Annotated in this window: 11 protein-coding genes and 1 pseudogene; 7 read left to right on the top strand and 5 right to left on the bottom strand. The window is 41.0% G+C overall.

Annotation, left to right across the window (positions count from 1 at the left end):
- Positions 1-34: 34 nt before the first annotated feature.
- The 3 genes from V7783_RS18060 to V7783_RS18050 all read right to left on the bottom strand — a co-directional run bounded on the left by V7783_RS18060 (position 35) and on the right by V7783_RS18050 (position 7763).
- Positions 35-1372, bottom strand: a complete 1338-nt coding sequence (locus tag V7783_RS18060; RefSeq protein ID WP_192541347.1) for an MFS transporter — start codon at positions 1370-1372, stop codon at positions 35-37.
- 235 nt (positions 1373-1607) lie between these two features.
- Entirely contained in the window at positions 1608-4406 is a 2799-nt protein-coding gene (locus V7783_RS18055) for a TonB-dependent receptor (RefSeq protein WP_335679899.1), read from the bottom strand.
- A gap of 525 nt (positions 4407-4931) precedes the next feature.
- A complete protein-coding gene (locus tag V7783_RS18050) occupies positions 4932-7763 on the bottom strand; it encodes a TonB-dependent receptor (RefSeq protein WP_335679898.1) in 2832 nt (943 codons plus the stop codon).
- A gap of 555 nt (positions 7764-8318) precedes the next feature.
- Here V7783_RS18050 and V7783_RS18045 point away from each other — a divergent pair.
- The 7 genes and pseudogenes from V7783_RS18045 (at position 8319) to V7783_RS21220 (ending at position 17190) form a co-directional block, all read left to right on the top strand.
- On the top strand, positions 8319-9281 hold the full coding sequence (locus V7783_RS18045) for a glycoside hydrolase family 43 protein (protein WP_335679897.1): 963 nt from the start codon (positions 8319-8321) through the stop codon (positions 9279-9281).
- 496 nt (positions 9282-9777) lie between these two features.
- Positions 9778-13203, top strand: coding sequence for a LamG-like jellyroll fold domain-containing protein (locus V7783_RS18040; protein WP_335679896.1), 3426 nt, complete (start codon positions 9778-9780; stop codon positions 13201-13203).
- Positions 13204-13402: 199 nt separating this feature from the next.
- Positions 13403-14986 (top strand): carboxylesterase/lipase family protein, encoded by a 1584-nt coding sequence (locus tag V7783_RS18035; RefSeq protein WP_335679895.1) that lies wholly within the window; start codon positions 13403-13405, stop codon positions 14984-14986.
- Positions 14987-15097: 111 nt separating this feature from the next.
- Positions 15098-15517 carry a hypothetical protein gene (locus V7783_RS18030; protein ID WP_335679894.1) on the top strand — a complete coding sequence of 140 codons (420 nt, stop codon included), beginning with the start codon at positions 15098-15100 and terminating at the stop codon, positions 15515-15517.
- Between the two features lie 116 nt (positions 15518-15633).
- A pseudogene (locus V7783_RS21230) lies at positions 15634-16148 on the top strand (Cache 3/Cache 2 fusion domain-containing protein); the annotation flags it as partial.
- Complete coding sequence (locus V7783_RS21225; protein WP_442961396.1) at positions 16131-16922, top strand: methyl-accepting chemotaxis protein; 792 nt, start codon at positions 16131-16133, stop codon at positions 16920-16922. The pseudogene V7783_RS21230 and the gene V7783_RS21225, both read left to right, overlap by 18 nt.
- On the top strand, positions 16894-17190 hold the full coding sequence (locus tag V7783_RS21220; protein ID WP_442961394.1) for a hypothetical protein: 297 nt from the start codon (positions 16894-16896) through the stop codon (positions 17188-17190). Before V7783_RS21225 ends, V7783_RS21220 begins: the two co-directional genes overlap by 29 nt.
- Positions 17191-17530: 340 nt before the next feature.
- Here the strand turns inward: V7783_RS21220 and V7783_RS18020 are convergent, their stop codons facing one another.
- Positions 17531-17842 carry a hypothetical protein gene (locus V7783_RS18020; RefSeq protein WP_192541342.1) on the bottom strand — a complete coding sequence of 104 codons (312 nt, stop codon included), beginning with the start codon at positions 17840-17842 and terminating at the stop codon, positions 17531-17533.
- 4 nt (positions 17843-17846) lie between these two features.
- Positions 17847-18629 carry a TlpA disulfide reductase family protein gene (locus V7783_RS18015; protein WP_335679893.1) on the bottom strand — a complete coding sequence of 261 codons (783 nt, stop codon included), beginning with the start codon at positions 18627-18629 and terminating at the stop codon, positions 17847-17849.
- Positions 18630-18707: the final 78 nt, after the last annotated feature.

The following is an 18707-nucleotide window of genomic DNA, read 5'->3' as shown; positions in this document are numbered from 1 at the left end:
TTCTTTTAATCACGTTATTTAAACAAAGCGCTGGTTACTTAGGTAAACTTTGTTTGATCACCATATCTGTATAGTACTGGTCGGTAATTTTGTATTTCTTTAAAATAAATCCAAGCAACGCATGGAATACACCTGGAATAACGGTAAGCATTAAAGCCAAGCCCATCAGTGTAAATTCAGATTGTTCAACATTAGGCTTGTACTCGAAAAACGCCAGTAATAACCCCCCTGCAAGACCAGCTAAACCACCACCGGCTTTTTGGCAAAATGAGATGCCACCAAACGATAAACCAGACGCACGCACACCATCTTTAATTTCCCCGTAATCAACAGCTTCGGCAATTGCAGACCAAAATACTGGCGCATGTAAATCAACCACAAAAGACAAGATAATGTATAGAACAAAGGCGAGGTAAACATCACCAGGTTGCACAGCAAAATACATCACAACAGAAATCACGAGTACAGCGATTTGTGACTGGCGGAATAACTTCATTTTGCAATAGCGCTGAGTGATCCAAGTACTGGCAACCATAGACACGATTGAGGCTGCAATACCAGCACTGGTGAACGCGCCAGCAAGGCTTGGTTCACCTAAATAATAGGTGGCATAATACATAGCAACACTGCCGCGAATTGCATAGCCTAACGTGCCAAGCACACAGGCTGCACACAGTAATAACCACTGGTCATTTTTCAGTAGTGCTTTAAATTGCGTAGCAATACTTTCAGTTTGTGGTTCATGGGTAATACGCTCACGCGTAGTAAAAAAGCAAAATAAGAATAGTGCTACACCACAAGTAGATACTAAAATCATAGCCAGTTTATAACCATGGGCAATATCGCCACCGCCCCACATTGATGCTAACAAAGGCACAGAAAACACGATGATTACATTGGCAATTTTTGCAAAAAACATCCGATAACCATTCGCCGATAAACGCTCTTTAGGATCAGCCGTTAATACACCAATGTATGAAATATACGGGATAGCCACACCGGTAAACATCAAAGTAGCAAATAGGTAGGTAAGGTATGCCCAAAGCAACTTCATGTTGTAATCAAAATCTGGGGTGGTGAATAGCAAAACGATTGCAATACCATAAGGCACTGATAAAAATAAGAACCAATGGCGGAACTGACCCCAGCGAGTTTTTACTTTATCGGTAATAACGCCCATTAATGGATCAGTAAACGCATCGACAAAACGCGCCACTAAAAATAAGATACCCATATCAACAGGGTCAAGGCCATAAATGTCGGTGTAGAAAAACGACATAAAATAAAATAACGCAGCAACCATCACATTGACTGCCATATCGCCGGCACCAAAACCGACTTTTTCTACCACTGATAACTTTTGATTTTCCATACAACTACCTGATTTTTAAAATACGTTGTACCTAAATACTTCATATTTAAAAGAATAAAGGTCACCTATTCTTTGTTTTATCACATTGGTGACCATTGTATTGCTTATTATTGTAAATTTAATGCTAACTTGATTAATAGTATTATCATACTATTTGTAACGCAACCATTTTAAGACCAGATTCTAGAAAATAAAAAAGCCCCGGATAATCCGAGGCTTTCGACTTAAACACAGATTAGAATGAGTAACGTGCACCCAATGCGAATGTACGACTAAATAAAGCAGTGTTAGAATTATGAGTGGTTGGGTACTCATAATAAGTTTGTGCTAACTCTTCAGTTAAGTTAGTACCATCAAAGGTAATCATAAAGTTTTCTGTTACATCGTAACTTAACTGGAAGTCCAAGCTTTGCTCTGGGCGGCGATAGACTCCAAGAGGGTTAGCAAACTGGGCTGCTTCGTAGTTATTTAAGAAGTTATCACGCCATACATACCCTAAACGCATATCAAAATCTTCGCGCTCGTAAATAAGTACTGTTGAATAAGACGACTTAGATACACCAAACATATCTCGTGAAGTATACCCAGTAAGTTCACCCTCTTCGTATATTGGCAGATCTTGGCTTGAATCAAGGAATGTCGCGCTGGCTTGAATACCTGCACCCATTAACCAATCAGGTAAATTATCAGGGAAATAAACTAAACCAAGCTCTAAACCATCTAATGTGCCATTAGATGAGTTATCTGGCTGACTTAAAATATATGGATAAGGTTCAGTATCATCTGGGCCTTGATAATCCACAATACTTCTTGAATCAAATACAAAGCCTTCAATATCACGCTTAAACAAGGTTCCGTATAATGAACTGTCATCAGCAAAGTACCATTCAAGTGTTAGGTCATAGTTCTTTGACTCAACAGGCTCAAGATCTGGGTTACCACTACTTGCTGTGCCGTAGCCAATGTTAGTCACGTCTTCTGTATAATAGATAAACGAATTTAACTGTGCGAAATCAGGGCGACGAATTGTCTCTGTATAGGCTGCACGGGCAATGAAATCTTCCGCTAAATGATAACGAACCACGATGCTTGGTAACCAAGATGATGAACTATTTTCAGCAGTACTCACTGCCGTTGGGTTCTGGTTGATATCAAAAAAGGTCATTTCTGCTTTAGCGCGTTCATAACGAAGGCCTACTTGACCATCAAAATCACGGCCAAATAAGGTTGTTGAGAAATCACCTTGAACATAAGCGGCATACGAGGTTTCATCGATATCAAAGGTATTTTCTAAGTCGAGATCTGCAGCTTGAATGCCATAAAGTTCACGGAACTGTGAGCGGTTGTTATAAATATAATTTCCACTTGGAGCTACCCAGCTTGATGGGAAGTTTGCGTTACCATCAAAGAAACCGTTATTTACAGCTGCAAGGCCCGCATCCAATGAGCCAAATGGTTGACCTAATGCATTACCACCTGCTTCACGTACTGAATCTGTTGCGCCGCGCTTGTCGTAGCGAACACCAAATTGCATTCCGTCAAAGCCGAAGTTATCTACAAACAACTCGCCATCTAAAGTAAACGTCAGGGCATCACCTTTAGAAGCACCGCCATTGTCGTATAGTTCAGCGACATTCCACTGCGCAGTGTCGGTTAAATCAGCTTCATTCGCTGGAGTATCAGGGTTATCCACATACTCTAATGCTGAGATACCATCTTTGTCATTAAAATCAACATTTAAGCCATATGCAACACGGTCACTTCGCATTGCAAGAAATTCTGTTTCGTATTGGCTGTCTTGATAATAAATCTCTGAAGAGAGGTTAAAAGTATCTGTAATGGCCCATTCACCACCGAGTGCATACACAAAGCTGTCGGTTTTGCTTACCGTCAAATCACCGCTATTAAAGCCATACGGTGCATCAACATAACGTTCTTTAATAATGTTAGTACCATCAAAGGTAACCGGTGGATTTTGCGTATCAACATTGCCCCACCAATCTACAAAGGTAAAGCTAAGTGAATTAAATGACTCATTACGATAGCCATTGTAAAACGCTTCGAAAGTATATTGAGAGTCGTCATTCGGACGCCATTGGAACGCCACATTAGCAGCTGGGCGCTCACGTTTACCGGTATAATCACTGGCAAAAACAGCATCACGAGATAAATAATACTCAGTTGGCACACCATTGATATTCAATGTTGAACCCTGTTGAAACGGCAGGCCGTTTTCAAGACCAGGTTCCCATATTGGGCTTTCACTTACATTACCATTGCTTGGGAAAATACGCTCAAGCGGGCCATAACCGGCAGCTGGGTTTAATGTCATAAACGGTACCATGGCACCTGCAGCGATATTTTGGTCGCGATAATGAGTTTCACCATATGAAACGTTAACTAACGCACCAAACTCACCAACACCAGATTCCCAACGATTCGTTACTAATAAAGAGACATTTGGATCCAGCTCATCAGCCTGCTCTTGATAAATGCCACGAGCGGAAGCAACCACTTTTGAGCCATCGAAGTTAAATGGACGCTGCGTTTTAATATCAATTTGGCCAGCGATACCACTACCGACTTGTGATGATGAACGCGTTTTATAAACATCAACACTTTCTAGTAACGCCGCAGGAATATCGGCAAGCGCTACATTACGACCAGCAGCTGTAAATATTTGACGACCATTCACCGTTGTTGTTACATCTGTTAAACCACGGATAGAAACCGTATTAACTTCACCTGCACCACGGTCAGTAACCTGTACACCGGTTACACGTTGCAGTGCTTCAACAACGTTATTATCTGGAAACTTACCAATGTCTTCGGCAACAATCGCATCTACAACTTGAAAAGATTGGCGCTTGATGTTTAATGCTTTATTTAAACTGCCACGAATACCTGAAACAACAATAACTTCCATATCGTCTTTTTCAGCATTCACTGATGTATTATCTTCTTGCTGTGCATATGCAAATTGACATGTAACTGCCATTATTATTGCACTTGCTATGTGTGTTTTTTTGAACATGTTGGTGTTCTCCATTGTATGTTTCCCCAGAAGACTAATTGCCCTCTGCTTGCCCTTATTTATGAAGCGTGTTGTCAGAGCCTCAACTAAGGTTGCGTTTTATTATGTTAATTATTTGCTGCCTGACATTGATAATATTGTATGACTAATTAACAGTCAACTTATAACGCTAAATAAATGTTAATTTAAAAAATCAAAATAAAGACTTCAGAACGGTAAATAAGAAGTGAAAGTAAATGAATAACATAGGGTTAGATATTTAATTATGGAGAAGGTGAAGAATTTAATTATATTTAACAACAATTAAATAAAATTATTTTTTATTTTATACGACCAATAAAGCTACAATATTACAATTCAGCAAAGCAATTTCCCACTCTACACACCTGCATGCTGATGCTCATCAGGCTCCCTCTGCTACAAACGTTGCTATTTTTCTATCGTAGAATAAAGGCTAAGCAGGATACAAAAAGTCCCAGACATGCTGGGACTTTTTAACTTATAGATTTAGGATTACATAAACACTTAGAAAGTGTAACGTGCCCCAATCGCGAATGTGCGAGAGTATATAGCATTACTGAAGTTGAATAGGTTATCGTTACCTTCACCGTAATAGCTTTGATATACATCATCTAAGATGTTTGTTGCATCAAATGTCACAACAAAATCATCTGTCACGTCATAACTAAATTGAAAATCTAAGCTTTGCTCTGGTCGGCTCCAAAACTGTAGCGGGTTAGCAAAAATAGCCGCTTCGTTACCGGTATAGAATTCAGAGCGCCATACATACGATAAACGCATATCGAACGAATCTCGCTCGTAAATACCAACAATACTATAGGACTCATCCGACACACCGGCCATATTAGAATCAATATAACCTGATAAATTACCCTCTTCATCAAAATCAGGCGTATCTTGTGACGAGTCAAGTAAGGTTAAACTCGCTTGTACACCTATACCTTGTAGTATATCAGGCATATTGTCAGGGAAGTAAACAGCCCCGAACTCAAACCCTGATAGCTCACCATTTGATGCATTGTCTGGTGTGCTTAATACATAGGGACGCATTTCGCCATTGTTATCTTCACGCACTATTGTTTTACGACCTGGTACAACTAAGCCCTCAACTTCACGCTTAAAGTAAGCACCATAAATTGAGCTTGAATCTGCAAAATACCATTCTAAAGAGATGTCATAGTTTTTAGATTCAGTTGGCTTAAGATCTGGGTTACCACCAGTACCTTCACCATAGATTGCCCCTTCGGTTAAAGGATCAGTCCAATAACGCAGCGCGTTTAAGTCAGCAAAATTTGGCATACGCAGTGTTTGCGTATAAGCAACACGGCCCACTAATTCATCGGTAATATTCCAGTTAAGCATTAAGCTTGGCAGCACCTTGCTAACATCAGCATTCGCTGAGCTTGAATCAAACACATTGGTATTAGTGCCCGTTTCAGCAGTGAATTGCATGTCTTGTTCGTAGCTCACGTAACGTACACCGACCTCACCACTGATATTTTCAGTTAAGAAGAAGTTTGTTGTGGCGTATAACGCATATGACTTTTCTTCAATATCAAAGGTTTTATACTTGTCTTCAGCTTCTAGGCCATATATACCACGAATTACATTAACGTTATCTAGTAAGTAACCACCATCAGCGGTGATGAAACTATCGAACACATCAGCACGCCCATCAAGGTAATCATCAACTTGATAAACCATACCTGAGCCATCACCAGATGCGCCATTGGCGGCAAGTAAATCAATTAACTGTGCTACCGATGTATTGGCAATCCCGCCTTCATTTGTTCGAGTGAACTCTTGCGCTGTACGGTTTTCATAGCGTCCACCAAATTTTACTTTATCGATGTAAGTGCCGCCAACTAAATACTCAGCGTCAAAGGTGAAAGCAAGTGAATCGCCACTATTACCACCGCCATTGTCATAAAGTGTGCCGGCATTCCAATTTTCCACAGCAGCCATATCAGCTTCATTTACCGCGGTATTTGGATCATCCCAAAAAGCAATGCCTGGCATGCCATCGTTATCATTAAAATCAACATCAAGGCCTGTAGCAACACGATCAAAACGCATACCAATGAAGTCACTTTCAAATTCACTTTCTTGGTATACCACTTCTGTATTTATCGTCAGATAATCGCTGGCCTGCCACTTAGCACCTAAGGCATATAAGTAGCTGTCGGTTTTTTCAGAATTTGAGTCACCACTTTGGAAGCCACCAGCAGCAATTGCTTGCTTTTCTTTGACAACGTTAGTGCCGTCAAACGTAATTGGCGTCTCTATATTACCGTTACCGTTTTCGAAAGTATTAGAGAACCAAAGCGCATTTTGTGATTCATTTTCATAACCTGTGTAAAAACCTTCAGCGGTAATTTCTAATGTATCTACCGGCGCCCACTGTAAAGATACTGATGCAGCTGGACGCTTACGAAGACCGGTGAAAGACGTACCAAAGATAGCATCGCGGGCAAGCAAGTACTCGGTTGGCACCCCATCGATATTCAACGTAGAACCCGCAGCAGAAGGAAGTCCGCCTTCAAGGCCTGCTTGCCAAATCAAGTTGTCTTGTGGATCTCGATTCGGAATACGTGAGTAAGGAGAATAGCCTGTAGCAGGTTTATCTGTGAAGAATGGAAATGCAGCACCGGCGGTCATGGTGTCATCACGGTAATGAGTTTGCGCATATGAGATATTCACTAATGCACCAAATTCCCCACCACCATCTATTTCCCAACGATTACTTAATAAAGCGCTAATGTTTGGATCAACTTTATCTGGCTGGTCTGAATAAATACCTCGCGCAGCAAGTACAACTTTTTCACCATCAAAGTTAAATGGACGGTTTGTTTTAATATCAATTGAACCAGCAATACCACGTTCTACTTGATCTGCCGAGCGCGTTTTATAAACGGTCACACCCGAAAGTAAACTTGCAGGGATATCTTGTAGTGATACATCACGGCCGGCGCCAGTAAAAATGTCACGGCCATTTACGGTTGTATGGACATCTGTTAAACCACGAATTGATACTTGGCTTACTTCACCAGCACCGCGGCCTGTAGTTTGTACCCCAGTTACCCTCTGCAAGGCTTCAACAACATTGTTATCTGGGAATTTACCAATATCTTCAGCAATAATAGCGTCAACAATTTGCACGCTAGCACGTTTCTCATCTAACGCTTTATTTAGACTGCCACGAATACCTGTAACCTGAATAACCTCGATATCATCAGCGCTTTCTTCAGTTGTGTTAATTGCTTCTTGTTGTGCATAGGCAAATTGGCAAGTGAATGCCAAAACCATCGCACTGGCTATGTGTGTTCTTTTAAACATAAGCGGTGTTCTCCAAATTATAGTTTTATCGGCACGCTGAATTGCTCCATTTAGCTACCGAGAATTACCACTGCATTGTCCAGAGATGTTGTCAAAACAGTACACGGGGATCTACGTATTATTTTGTTAATAGAATAACGCCCGAACTTTAATCATATTGTATGACTAATCAGGGGTCAATACTAAAACCTAAATTAAAACAATCCGTAAAAAATATATTAAAGTTCTCACGCAATTTAACCTTGCTCATATGTTTACAGATACGTAAAACATAAAAATAAACCATTAAATTCAATCAATTAAAACATTAAGCCGTGGAGAAAACACATATTAGCAGGCTTTTGACTGACAAAAAATGAGTAACCAGGTATTTACCTTAGTAATTTTGATGCTAAGATAATAAAAAATACAATACTACAATAAAAAATTGTTTTTCACTGTATGTTTACTTATTTGTACCAATTGAGGCCATATGTATACTCTATAATACAATTTGAGTCAGTAACCGTGAAGAGCACATGTTCAATTACAATTATTAATCACCTAGGACACTTCATGAAAACTAAATTAAAAGCCCTTGCCCTGCCATTACTGTTATCTAGCACGATGGCTGTTGCACAAAACCCATTATTCACCGATGTTTTTACCGCAGATCCTGCCGCACTTGTACATAAAGATACGGTTTACCTTTATACCGGTCATGATGAAGCTCCTAATAATGATGTTTTCTTTGAGATGCATGATTGGCTTGCCTTTTCTTCAACCGATATGGTGAATTGGAAAAAGCACGGCCCAATAATGAAAGCCACTGATTTCAAATGGGCTAAAGGTGAAGCTTGGGCATCGCATATGATAGAGCGCGACGGCACTTTCTACTTTTTTACTACCGTTCGCCATGATGATACTAAACCTGGTTTTGCAATTGGTGTTGCCACCTCTACATCTCCTACTGGGCCATTTAAAGATGCTATCGGCCATGCCCTGGTCACCGATGACATGACTAAACACACTCCAAATGATTGGGACGATATTGATCCGGCTATCTATGAAGAAGAAAACGGCGATACCTACATGTTTTTTGGCAACTTAGTGCCTAAATATGTAAAACTAAGCGATGACTTACTCAGCTTAGATGGCGAAATTAAAACCATTGATTTACCAAACTTTACCGAAGCACTGTGGGTTCATAAAAAAGATGAATACTATTATGTTTCTTATGCATGCGAATTCCCTGAAAAAATCTGCTATGCAATGAGCAAAAGTATCCATGGGCCTTGGCAGTACCAAGGTATCCTCAATGAGATTGCCGGTAACAGCGAAACCAATCACCAATCAATTATCGAATTTAAAGGTAAAAGTTACTTTATTTACCATACCGGTGCAGTACCACCGAAAGACGGCAAGCCAAGTGGCGGTCGTTTTCGACGCTCTGTTGCTATTGAGCCACTGCTTTACAATGAAGATGGCACCTTACAGCGTATTATCATGACCACTGAAGGATTGAGTAAAGGTAAATAACTCAGTCAATAAATGGGCTCTTATTGTAGAGCCCTCAATACTATGATTTAAAAAGCCTGCTGTTCGGAAAATTAATCGTCTTGCTACAATAACTATCTCAACACTCCAAAAGTTAGTTTAGGGTTGAATTAACTACCGATAAGCCTGTTATACAAATCTTTGGTTATTTACATTTTCAAATCAATATATTGGTAACTTCCATTAATCAGCTCAGGTCTGAAATACTGACACTTACTCGCAAAACTTAGGTTTTTCGCTGCAAAGAAGCGAAAAATCAGTTCAAATCATTACTTAAAAATAATTAAAACAGCGCTGTAAGCATTGTAAATAAAGTACTTTTTATTTACATACCAATTACTTTTGCAAAAGTATTTGCACATTTTTAATAGTACTATAAAATTACAATACTACGTAGTTGCTATTTTACGTTCAATGCGCAGCAATTTTATTGACAACATTAAATAACAAAAATCCCAGTAATAAGAGGACACACAAAATGAAACTAACCAAATTAGCGATGGTGATCACCTGCGCTTTAGCTGTTACAGCATGCTCTGAGGAAGGCACTAAGCTTGAGTCATCACCAGCAGTTGCCCAGCCACAAAGTGCAAAACCAACCGTCAGTGATAGTGTTGAGTACAACGAAGAAGGTAAGGTAGCAGTAACTTATGTTGGCGTACACGATCCATCAGTCATTGAAAATGATGGCACCTATTATATCTTTGGCTCGCATTTAGCAGCCGCTAAATCTACTGACTTGTTAAATTGGGAAATGATTTCAAGTCTTTCCGCTAATGAAGCCGTGAATGAAAGCCCGCTTTTTGACTTTAATTACACGAGCGAAATCGCCGAAGGTATTGAGTGGACTGATGGCTTCACAGGTAACTGGGCTGCTGATGTAGTACAAGCACCCAATGGTAAGTTTTGGTTTTACTACAACCACTGTGCACAAGATAATCCAGATACTCCAGGTGTTGTTGATGAAGTATGCTGGAACCGCTCTTATTTAGGTTTAGCTCAAGCTGATACCATTGAGGGCCCTTACATTGACCAAGGGGTATTTTTACGCAGTGGCTATCGAAATGCTGAAGAATTTACTGCATACCCTCTTGATAATGGCCAAACAACGTGGAATGGTGCGGTTGACCCGAATGCCATTGACCCTGCCGCCTTTTATGATAAAGACGGCCAATTATGGATGGTTTATGGTTCATATTCTGGCGGTATTTTTGTACTGGCAATGGATGAAGAAACGGGTATGCCTGAAGCAGGCCAAGGCTATGGTAAACACTTAGTGGGTGGTGACTTTAGGGCTATCGAAGGGGCGTTTGCTATGTATAGCCCAGAAAGTGACTACTATTACTTATTTTACTCAGTAGCTGGTTTTGATGTAAACGGTGGTTACAATATCCGTGTAGCACGTTCAAAAACACCAGATGGCCCATACTTAGATACCGCTGGCAATGATATTGCCGCTGTTGGTGGTCTAGAAATTGGTGAAAAACTATTAGGTGGCTTTGAGTACACTCAAGAGCTAGGTGAAACCTCACCTGCTTGGGGTTATCAATCACCGGGCCATAATTCAGCACATTATGACGAAGCGACTGGCCGTCACTTATTGATTACCCACACGCGTTTCCCGCAAACCTCTACACCGTTTCCGACAGCGAGTGAAGCTCACCAAGTTCGCGTGCATGAGATGTTCATTAATTCAACCGGTTGGCCGGTAACCTCACCGCAACGTTATGTGCCATTAGAGGGTGATAATTTAGTGGTGGCTGAGCAGCTATACGGTTACTACAAATTTATAAACCATGGGACTGATGTTAATACCAGCGCAGTGCGCTCTACTCACATTGCTTTAAATGCCGATCATTCAGTAACAGGTGATGAAGCAGGTATTTGGTATATGGTTGATGATTCAAGCGTTAAACTTGAACTTGAATCTGGCACTTACTATGGTGTGGCTAAATGGCAATGGGATGATGGCAAGCAAGATTTAGTGGTTACTTTCTCTGCAGTATCACTAGAAAACACCACCGTCTGGGGCAGTAAAGTAGCGGAAATTGATGAAACTGCCAGTGTTTTAGCAACCGTGAGCGATGCACTGGATATAAAAACTGAGCTGACAATTGCTGATGAAGGTTATTCATTACCAACCAAAGGGAAAGCGGGTACAACTATTCGCTGGGAATCAAGCAATGAATACTACATTGATGCAAATGGCTCCGTATTTATTCCCACCCCTGATCGTGGCGACCAAGCTGTTACATTAACCGCTAATATGTCACTTAATGGTGAAACTATCACCAAAACGTTCAATGTTAATCTAAAAGCACGCCCCGTATTTAAAAATGCGATTGCGCACTATAGCTTTGAAAACGGCTTAACAGATAATTTAAGCAACCTTGCTGATGCCATGACCACTGATAACAATTTAGACAACACAGGTGTTGGTACGCCAGCCTATGCTGCTGGTCAAACAGGACAAGCATTTAACTTTGATGGCGCAACCGGTGTTCGGTTACCGGATGACATTATCAATTCTGACAGCTACACCGTTTCATTTTGGTCTAAGCCAGATGTCGTTTCAGGCTATACTCCGGCATTTTTTGCTGCTGAAAATGCCGATCGTTGGATTAGCTATATTCCTGGCGGCGCCCCTCACTTCACAACTAACCATCTAGTATGGAGCCGCTACCTAGTTGAACCAGAGGTTGAGCAATGGAATCAAATTGAAGGTACGAGCGGCGCAACTGCCGGCCAATGGTCACATGTCGCCCTGAGCTATTCAAATGGGACTATGAGATACTATCGAAATGGTCAGCTTGTGGGCACTATGCCACGCCCTGATATGTTTAGTGCTGATACAGCTAAATTTGCACTTGGTGTAAATTTTGGCTGGGATACACCATTCCAAGGTCAAGTAGATGAATTTATTGTCTATGATTACGCATTAAACAGCTTAGATATCAATGGTGCAGCGATAAACAACCTAACTGATCCAACTAAGTTTGAAACCTTCATTACTGATGCACTTGATTTAGGTGATACAACGGCTATCCGTGAAAGCTTTACCTTACCCCGTGTTGGGCCATTTGTGTCAGGGATTAGCTGGACATCAAATAATGAGGAGTTCTTAAAACCGGTTAATGGCACTGCCATTGTTAATCAGCCAAGCGCCAATGCTGGTGACCAAGTTGTTACTTTAACAGCAACAATTAACTATAAAGACTTTACCGATACTAAAACTTTTGAAGTTACAGTTAAATCACTTGCCCCTGCAGAATATAGTTTTGAAGGCGACTTAGCTGAACTTAAAGCAGCTTATGAGGCCGGCAAATCAACAGGCAACCGTATTGATAATCAAGGTGGTGCAGTCACCTTTACAGACGGAATCATTGGCCAAGCGGTTCACCTAGATGGCTCCACAGGGGTAAGATTACCTGATAACTTGATCACCACCAATGACTATTCAATTTCATTGTGGTTAAAACCTGATGCATTTACTAGTTACACCACAGCATTTTTCGCAGGTGCAAGCTCGTCTGCATGGATAAGCTTAGTACCTTCAATGGATGGCACCAACAAAACGCGCCTATGGGCTACTGCCGGTGCGTTCTTTGATAATGGTGAACTTGATACCCGTATCCCACAAGGTGAATGGACTCATTTAGTTATGACGGTAGATGGTAATAATGGTGATACGCTGAAAATGTATGTAAACGGTGAGCTTAAAATTGAAGCAGGCGGCTTCCCTCGCGTATTTACTGTTGCAGGCGAAACCAATGAATTTGCGTTAGGTGTAAACTACTGGGATACACCTTTCAACGGCGCGGTTGATGAGTTAAAAATATTTAACGGAGCAATCGATGCTGACGCAATCAAAGCACTCTACGATGCAGCTAATGCACAAGAGTAAGCTATTTAGGGTGAGCTGCCTTACCCAATAGTTTGTTGTCATAAAAAGCCAGACGAGAGTCTGGCTTTTTTTAACTTTTTATTTTCAACAAACACAACATCATATACAGTGATATTTATAATACAATATTAACTAAGGAAGGAGCTATGTAACACTTTTTAATCACCTTAAAAGCAAAGCAATTTTAAAAGGAATGATTATGAACACCTCAACACTTAAGCGGCTTTTATGGGCTGCATTTTTTGCTACAACAGCGGCCAGTGTAAACGCTGAGCCGTTAACCCAAGTAAGCGTGGCACAAGGCAAACTTGAAGGCACTGCACAGCAAAACCTGGCAGTTTTTAAAGGTGTGCCGTTTGCTAAACCACCCGTTGGTGAATTACGTTGGAAAGCCCCTCAACCGGCTGAAAAATGGCAAGGTGTGCTTAAAGCACAAGCATATGCATCCGCCCCAATTCAAGCTGGTGACCCTGTATCTGGGATCAGCGAAGATAGTTTATATTTGAATATTTGGACACCCGCACAATCCGATAATGAAAAGCTCCCTGTACTCGTTTGGATATATGGGGGTGGTTTTAGTTTTGGCAGTTCATCAGACCCCATTTTTGATGGTAGTGAACTTGCGAATAAAGGCGTGATAGTTGTTTCGATTGCTTATCGCGTTGGTCAACTTGGCTTTTTAGCTCACCCAGAGCTTAACAAAGAAAGCCCAGCAGGTGTCTCTGGAAATTACGGCTTACTCGATCAAATTGCCGCGTTAAAGTGGCTTAAACAGAACATTGCTGCGTTTGGCGGTGATGCTGATAATGTCACTATTGCTGGAGAATCCGCGGGCGGTATTTCAGTGAGTATGCTTGCAGCGTCCCCGTTAGCGAAAGGGTTAATTAACAAAGTTATCTCACAAAGTGGCGGTTCATTTGGCCCTACTCGCATAAAAAATTACCCCGGTGAAAATATGTCGACCTTACAACAGGCTCAAGCAGAAGGTTTCGACTATGTAAAACAGTTTGGCACAACCTCCATTACACAACTGCGAAAAATGAGCGCAGACACCTTTATTCCAAAAGGTTGGTCGCTGCCTGGTGGCTGGCCTATCGTTGACGGTTATGTGATCAAAGGCGATCAATATAAACTCTATCAGCAAGGCAAGTTTAATGACGTACCCGCTTTAATTGGTTATAACTCGGATGAAGGCGTCAGCTTTGTATGGGACCCTGATGTAAATAACTTTGTTGACGGAGTAAAGACTCGTTTCGGTCAGTTTGCGCCAAGTCTGCTTGAAGCTTACCCGGTGGCAAAAAATAGCATTCCTCGCAGTGCTCGAAACCTTGTACGCGATGCGGCATTTGGTTGGCATACTTGGAGCTGGGCTAAATTACAAAGCCAGTATGGTAATGCACCCGCTTACCTTTATTACTTTGATCATCACCCTGAGCGTAAACTTGGCGGCAAAGATGAAGATCATGGCTCTGGCCACGGTCATGAAATTGCCTATATGTTTAAAAACCTTAATAAAGCAGATCCGAATGTAACTGAAAATGATTTAAAGATGTCAGATACTATGGCCACCTATTGGACTAACTTTGCCAAAAATGGCAACCCAAATGACAATACACTGCCCCATTGGCCCGCTTTTAATGAAAGCAAACCAAGCACTATGTATTTTCAACAACAAGCGAAAGTAGGCCCTGTGCCCGACAAACAAGCGCTAGAAATACTTGATGAGTATTTTAAATGGCGCCGCACACCAGCCGGTGAAAAATGGGCTAACCAAATTCACTAATTTGCAGCGATATAAATAAAAGCCAATTTAATCGTTGGCTTTTTACTCTTCACCTCTTTAGTTACACCTCATCCAGCCGATAAATGTGCTTATACCACATTATAAAGAGCCATGATGCAGATACATAAATCACTGGGACAGCCAATTGCGTCACCATCAGAGTCAACGGTAAAAAGTAACGATACTACTGGCTACCGCTTGTCAGAAAAAGAGTTAGACAACTTATCAGGCAGGGAAACTAAAGAGAAAGCGGAAAAAGAGGCCAGTTCAGATATGCCAGATCATATCGCTAAAATGATCGAACAGCTGAAAAAAATCAAAGAACAGATTGAACAACAAAAAGAACAACTCGTTAAGTTAAAAGCGCTAGATAACCAGCAAGATGAAGCTGTTAAAGCACAAGTCGAAGCACAAACTAATATGATTGTATCAATGCAAGCTCAAATGGGTTCGTTAGTGCAAACAATCGCTGAAGCAATGAAAGAAGCTGGTATTACCGACACTGGTTCGCTTGTCAGTGCCATGGTGTGATCAGCTGAAAACGCGATTAGTTATTACTATTGTAGTACTGCTCATATTCTATTATTAGCATTAGTGTTTTTTTCACTATACTTAAATAAGCGCAATATCAACAAGTGGGTATTAATATGAGTTATAGAAACTGGCCTATTGCCAAACAGATTGGTGCACTGGCATTTTTGCTATCACTGTGTGTTTTTAGTATCGTTGGTGTTTCTTCCTATATGGTCGCCACCGCGATTTTCACCGATAAAAGTGAATCAGCCATTGAATCTGAAACCCATCAAATCGTTAACTTACTCGAACTGCAATACAACAGTCTGCTGGCAATAGCATCAAAAAACGCCGATGTTTTTAAAACCATGTACCCAGGTGACTTTCAGCTCTCAAATGAAAGAGTAACTGTGGTTAATCAGCAAGTGCCAGTACTATTACACAATAATGAAGCCGTAAATAATGACATGGCAGTCGTTGATCAGTATGCGGCACTCACACGAGGCAATGCTACTGTGTTCGTCAGAGATGGCGATGATTTTTCCGTATTGCGACTTCTTTAAAAAAATCGGACGGTCAACGAGCTGTAGGCACTTACTTAGGTAAAAAGCACCCTGGCTATCAAACCTTAATGGCAGGTGATACCTATCAAGGCTATGCCCAATTGTTTGGCAATGAATATATGACTGTGTATAAGCCAATTAAAGGCTGGAACTGGACCATACTCTCACGAGTAAATGCAAATGAACTAGCTGATGAAAGTATTCAGCTAATGACGGTCAATGCCATAGCATCTGTTGTTGGTATTGCTATGATAACGGCATTACTGTCATGGGTACTCGTGAAAACCCTCAAACCATTAAAGCAACTCACTAAAACAGTGGATAGACTGGGTAATGGCGACTTATCTGAGCAACTATCGGGCTCAGATAGACATAGTAACAATGAAGTTGATCAAATCACCGTCAGTGTCAGTGTCAGTGCTATGGCTGAAGAATTACGTAAGCTTATTTTTGCCCTGCAATCATCCATGGAACAACTTGAATCCCACGCAGTAAAAAGTCAAACCGAAGCGCAAACCAATGGTCAAGAAGCTCATGAAATGATGGCGCAAACAGCACAAATCGCCACTGCGATTGAGCAAATGTCATGTTCAATTAAAGATGTTGCAAACAACGCCAATGAAGGTGCTGAACGCACTGGACAAGTAGATAAAGATGCACAATCGGGCCGCTCACAGCTTAATCAAGTGATCGAAGATTTAATGCAACTTAGTGAACAACTCAATAGTAGCCATCAAGCGGTTGAACAAGTTAATTTGGCGAGTAATGAAATCAGTAAAGTCACTGAAGTGATTAATGCGATTGCAGAGCAAACTAACTTATTAGCGCTAAATGCAGCAAAGTCAGCAACTAGGAATTAAGTCAGCAAATGAAGGTAAACAAACTGGAGAACAACTTAACTTGATCACCGCAAGCATCGGTGATTTAACCCGTTCTTCCAGTAATATAGCCGAAGCAACCGAGCAACAAAGTACCGTTGCTAATGAGATCACGCAAAACTTACACTTGATAAGCCAACTGGCCAAAGATGCTGAATCAAGAACAGAAAGAACAATTTATTCGGCTGATGAGTTGATTCAATTAGCAAATAAAATAAAACAGCAAATCAGCTTCTTTAAAGTTAAATAAACATACCAATGGCTACTTGTCATCTAAGTTCATGACGAGTAGTCCTGACCACTTTACAGCAATGAGGGCTGTGTTTTGTTGTTTAAGACGCCATGTAATACTAATGCTTTTTAATAAGTGGTCTAGACTTAGCTTTTCATATGTTATACCAATCGTGTTAAGTTGTTTTCTAAGATTGAAGCGCTCATTTCCTCTCATTGTCTTCTCTTTGTGTAAAATGGTTTTGTAAGCGAGTGGCTTGCCACCGCGAAAGATTTAAGTGATTTATTCACAAAGAGGTTAAGAGCCGCTTCGCTTAAAGAGTTAGATCATCAATTAAATATGAGGAGTGCAAACACGGCTAATCTTCAAGCGTTCCTAAAATATCTTCCATCGCAGCCTGTGGCGGTAAGCCCATCTGCATTTTCAACTGCCCAGCTTGGTTATGATAAAAAGTCGCAGGTGTTGCTCTTGCCCCCATAGCAGACATGATCTGATGATTCTGCTCTAGCTTGGCTCTAAGTTCTTCAGGTATTGTTGCTAAAGATTTTAAGGAATTAAAAGTTATGCCACTTTCAAACTTGTTAAATTCTCCCTCCGGGTTATCTGAACCAAGAATCGCAGCAACTAAATGAAATGGCACTAAAAATATTAAAAAAGCGAACTTATTCATAAAGCTACCTTATTTTTTGGATATTGTAATTGAGGCTCGCCTGCGACAACTCACCCATGTGGCTCTCCACCAGCCCACCTTGGGCATCATAAAACAATGTGGTGGGTAAGCCTGCTGAGCCTGACTCTCGACTGACCCTACTGGCAGGATCAAGAAACATATTCTGTAATGCCAACTGCTCAGAGTTAATGAACTGACGAACGGTTGCTTTACTCTCTCCTTGGTTTAAAAATATAAACACTACGTCGTCAGCGTATTTCTGTTGTGCACTTGCTAATACAGGCATTTCTCTGCGACACGGGGGACACCATGAGGCCCAAAAGTTAATAACTACAGGTTGACCTTTATAATCTGTTAAATCAATTTCTTGGCCCTGCATATTATGAACTTTGGCGCTGGGTAGCTCGATGCCCGTTTGATAGATCGCCAAACTAAAGGTCGGAATCGCCATCCCTAAAGCCGCTAACATCGCAGAAATAAAATAAACCTTGATGAGTTGCTTGTTCTTACGCGCATAAAATAGCAGCACGACACCACCACTCAGCCAACCATAAAAAGCGACAAAGCCACCATCGCTAATATTTATAATTTGCCATAAGTTAGCCTGGTAGGATTGCCACATTGTGATCACAAAAGCCACCCGTGCAGCGAAAAAGCCCACTATAATCGCCCTAGATACAGCGTCTAAGATTGCTTTTTGTTGAGGATTCTTGCGTGTTTGCAAATAGGTAAAACTCCAAAAAGCAAACAAGCCAACGAAAATAATTAACAGTGATAAGGGGATCACTCACGGCTAGCGCATTTTAATCCCAGATTCTAACAGGGTTGAGCGATAATCATCGTCTAGCCCTGCCATTTTCTTTTT

The organism is Pseudoalteromonas sp., assembly GCF_036960685.1.
In the GTDB taxonomy this organism is placed as follows: Bacteria; Pseudomonadota; Gammaproteobacteria; order Enterobacterales; family Alteromonadaceae; genus Pseudoalteromonas.
The sequence above is the reverse complement of the archived record's forward strand: the minus strand, read 5'-3'. Positions and strand labels throughout refer to the sequence as shown.